Origin of the sequence: Microcoleus sp. C2D2, from assembly GCF_036702495.1 — a bacterium.
GTDB lineage: Bacteria > Cyanobacteriota > Cyanobacteriia > Cyanobacteriales > Microcoleaceae > Microcoleus.
The window spans coordinates 1-3,477 of record NZ_JAUBTO010000314.1 but is presented as its reverse complement, the minus strand read 5'-3'; the positions used below and the strand labels follow the sequence as shown (position 1 = coordinate 3,477).

The 3,477-nt window shown below is 47.7% G+C and carries 3 protein-coding genes; 2 read left to right on the top strand and 1 reads right to left on the bottom strand.

Features of this window, described 5'->3' with window-relative positions; translation table 11 throughout:
• The first annotated feature begins 486 nt into the window (after positions 1–486).
• Complete coding sequence (locus QUB61_RS38500) at positions 487–1,971, top strand: S-layer homology domain-containing protein (protein WP_333136588.1); 1,485 nt, start codon at positions 487–489, stop codon at positions 1,969–1,971.
• Between the two features lie 141 nt (positions 1,972–2,112).
• On the top strand, positions 2,113–2,925 hold the full coding sequence (locus QUB61_RS38495; protein WP_445300217.1) for a transposase: 813 nt from the start codon (positions 2,113–2,115) through the stop codon (positions 2,923–2,925).
• Positions 2,926–3,072: 147 nt separating this feature from the next.
• Here QUB61_RS38495 and QUB61_RS38490 read toward each other — a convergent pair whose 3' ends face one another.
• Positions 3,073–3,351 carry a hypothetical protein gene (locus QUB61_RS38490; RefSeq protein ID WP_333136586.1) on the bottom strand — a complete coding sequence of 93 codons (279 nt, stop codon included), beginning with the start codon at positions 3,349–3,351 and terminating at the stop codon, positions 3,073–3,075.
• Positions 3,352–3,477: the final 126 nt, after the last annotated feature.

The following is a 3,477-nucleotide window of genomic DNA, read 5'->3' as shown; positions in this document are numbered from 1 at the left end:
CTCTTCGGCCCATCCCACAAGAGTTATTTTTCTTGTGGGATGGGCCGAAGAGCCCGTCCAATAAATTTATGAAAAGGACTTTTGCAAGAGGTCTATTATACCAACTGGAAAAAGTAGGGACACGGCAATGCTGTGTCCCTGGTCGCAGCTAATTTTTTAAGAAATGGTATTAAATCGGGCTAATATATAGCGGTTCTCAGTAACATGAGGTACTATCTGGGTGACGGGCATAGGGCATAGGGCATAGGGCATAGGGCATACCTCACCACGCGATCGAACCGCTATACCTAATATTATGTAAATTTTCCGAAACTTTCGATCGCCAATTTGCAAATAGTCGTAATTTTTTACCCCACCCCAGCCCTCCCCGCGAGTTCGGGGAGGGAGTAAGAAATTCACAAATGATTTAGGATCGCTATATACCCGATCTTATGTAAATTTTCCGAAACTTTCGATCGCCAATTTGCAAATAGAGGAGTCTGTTCTATGGTTCGACGATCGCACAAACGTCAAGCTATCATCGGTTTACTGGCAGCCTTGGCGATAATCATCGGTAATTTAGTGTTTCCGGGCCTGAATGTAGCGCCGGCCTTTGCTGAAGCCAAATTTAAGGATGTTAACAACCATTGGGCGCAAGCTTGCATTGAGGAGTTAGCAGAGAAAAAAATTATCAGCGGCTACTACGAAGACGGCACTTTTCGCCCGAATCGCCCAGTCAGCCGCGCTGAGTTTGCGGCGATGGTTCGCATGGCTTTTCCCGATGCCAAAACCGTCCGCAATCCGATCGACTTTGCAGATATTCCTACAAATTACTGGGGTTTTAAAGCTATTCGAGAAGCTTATCAGACGGGTTTTATGTCGGGTTACAGCGGCAGTATCTTTAACCCGACTTTGAATGTTACCCGCTGGCAGGTTTTGGTTGCTTTAAGCAGCGGCTTGAAATATACACCGGCGGGGTCTGCGGCTGAGATTTTGGATGCGACTTTTGAAGATGCGCGGGAAATTCCCGAACTCGCAAGAAATGCGATCGCTGCGGCCACAGAAAAACAACTTGTGGTCAATTATCCGGCTGTTAAAAAGCTAGAACCTACACGCATTGCTACTCGCGCCGAAGTTGCAACTTTTTTCTGTCAGGCGATCGCCAAACCCGGCCAAGCTGCCTTAGTTCCTGCGGAATATATCGCCCAAGTTCCCGCAGATATCGGCCCGCCGAGAACAACAGAAATCTCGGAATCGGGGAAAGTTCGGGCGGAAGTTTCTTTCGTTAAAGAAGCAGAAAATGCTAAAAATCTCCGCATCAAAATTATCCGCAGCGGTCAAAGTTTGTTAGAAGAACCTGTGCTGATTCCGACTCGTTCTCTAGCAGACAATCCGGACAAGAAAGCCAGCGAAGAAGTATCTGAAGGGCGTTTGTTATCGCTGCGAATCCGCGATTTGGACGGCGACAAGGAACCGGAAGTGCTGGCAGATTTAGTGTCAATCAACAGCGGCGTCCGCTGCTGCAATTATTCGTTTATTTACCGCTACGACTCGGCGGCTAAAAAATACACTCATATCAAGCATTTCTGGGGCAATGTAACTTACGAAATTGTCGATTTTGGCAAAAATGATATCCCGGAGTTCAAGAGTGAGGACGGGCGATTTTCTGAGGCTTTTACAAATTATGCTGATTCTCGCTTCCCGCTGCAAGTTTGGCAGTACCGCGAAGGAAAAATGCAAGATGTTACCAAGCAGTATCCCGTGGAAGTATACACTCATTCTGCTGAGCTTTGGCTGGAATCTAACAAGCGCGTGAGTGAAGGTGGGGAGGTGAAAGGGGTGTTGGCGGCCTTCATGGCTAGCAAGTATGTCATGGGCCAGGATGCGGAAGGTTGGCAGTTGTTGGAGAGGGTTTATCAAGGGCGCGATCGCACTCAATTCTTTGGGAAGTTGCGCGAGTTTTTGGTGAGCACGGGTTATGCGAGTAAGTAGATTTGCAGGTGTTTAACCGCAGATTAAAGCGGATTAACGCGGATAGTATCTGTAGGGGCGGGTTTTACCAATAATATCTAATTCCCACTAACAATCTCAATAAACCCGCCCCCACACAACAGAAAGTTTGGCAGTACCGCCATGCCGCCATCCTTCACTAGCGCCATCCATAACATTATGCCCCGCCAACCCCGTCAACTCGAAGCTGGATATTGTTATCACGTCACGACTCGTTGCAATAATCGGGAATTTCGTCTGACTTCAACCGAGTGCCGCAATGTATTTCTCTACGCTATTGATAAGGCGATTGGTAAGTTCAAGTTCAAGCTGTATGCACTTTGCATTATGTCTAACCACGTCCACTACCTGTTGGAACCCGTGGAACCTGAAGATTTGCCCAAGATTATGCATTGGTTGAACTGGTACACAGCCATGTGCTTCAACCGGATGCTCAACCGCACGGGGCATTTTTGGGAAAAGCGATACTACAGCAGTGGGTTTGATAAAAAAGACCACAAGAGGGCGTTAAATACTCTACGGTATATCCACGCTAACCCGAAGTCGGCTGGGATGAGGCAGGGATTTTTCTACAATTTCAGTAATTATGGCATCTACGACCGTCTCACTGATGATGGGCTGACCCAGTGGCATCCTTCGTTCTTAGCATTGGGGCGCACTCTGGATGAATGCGCCCACAAGTACCGAGGGTTTTGTCGGAGGTACAAACCCCAACCAAAGTCTCAAAAGCGAAAGCGCAGCCACTGGGGAAGTAAACTGCTGCCCGTTGTGAGTCAGCCCAAGGGGAAGAAATCTGCCGGACAGATGACACTACCTTGGGCTTTTTGGGACCCACCCCCAGAAGCAATTTCTCTCGTTGCCGAAAAGTTTGTGCTGGCTAACGGCTACCCCACAGTGCCAGATATCGGAAAAGGTCTAGGGGGAGGGGGAATTTGAGACCTGAACACGGGACGGGGGAACAGCTCGACAATCTCTTCCTTGACTTTTCTAACTTTTTTAGTTACGGTTGCAAATGCCTCTCATCCCCATCCTCATCCCCATCCCACGACGAACGCACGCTCACATCGGCATCTACTTTTATCCCTATACCTCGGCATCTACTTTTATCCCTATACCATCTCCCAAATCCCACGACGAACGCACGCTCACATCGGCATCTACTTTTATCCCTATAATAGGTAACTTTACTCCCATCCCAATCCCGTTGTTACCCAAAAGATCACCCACTACGCCACCACCCACGACCGTGGCTAGTTGCACATCGTCCAGTTCCAGTTCTTCTTCCCCCCAAGCCGAAGCGATGTCGCCGTTCACTTTTTCTTGGGACGCTTCGGGTTGGCTGGTTCCTTGATTTTTAAACATTGGTTGTTTTTTTTTACTATTTATTTACACTTCTTAATATAACATTTAATGGTATCCGCTCAATAAATCGGGGTAACAGCAAAAAAGAAGGTTCACAATCTAGGCACAGCATGGTAGAATATAAAG